Origin of the sequence: Anaerobutyricum hallii DSM 3353, assembly GCF_000173975.1 — a bacterium.
In the GTDB taxonomy this organism is placed as follows: domain Bacteria; phylum Bacillota; class Clostridia; order Lachnospirales; family Lachnospiraceae; genus Anaerobutyricum; species Anaerobutyricum hallii.
Genome location: NZ_ACEP01000161.1, coordinates 1 through 548, shown reverse-complemented (window position 1 = coordinate 548; position 548 = coordinate 1). Strand labels below are relative to the sequence as shown.

Genomic DNA, 548 nt, shown 5'->3' with positions numbered 1-548 from the left:
AAGTATGAAGAGATTCCTTTTGCACATAAGGATGCCATCGGATGTACAGTGGATTACGCAGCAGGTCGTAACCGCTATATGGGATACCTTATTTCACTTGGTTTATATTCTTTTAAAGGAATGAAGGTTGGACTGGATTGTGCCAATGGTAGTTCCTGGAACATGGCACAACAGATTTTTGACAGTCTTGGAGCAAAGACATTTGTTATTAATGCAGAGCCAGATGGTACGAATATTAACAGAGATGCAGGTTCGACACACATTGAAGGATTGCAGAAGTATGTAGTAGAGAATGGATTAGATGTTGGATTTGCCTATGATGGAGATGCAGACCGCTGTCTCTGCGTAGATGAAAAAGGAAATGTAGTAGATGGAGATGCTATTCTTTATATCTACGGAAGATATATGAAAGAAAGAGGTAAGCTGCTTACCAATACAGTTGTAACGACAGTTATGTCAAACTTTGGCCTATACAAGGCTTTTGATGAGTTGGGAATTGGCTATGCCAAGACAGCAGTTGGAGATAAATATGTTTATGAATATATGAC

The 548-nt window shown here is 39.2% G+C and carries 1 protein-coding gene; it reads left to right on the top strand.

Translation table 11 applies throughout. The annotated features are described in order from the left end of the window. On the top strand, positions 1 to 548 hold a 548-nt coding region (locus EUBHAL_RS13840; RefSeq protein WP_005351451.1), incomplete at both ends, for a phosphohexomutase domain-containing protein.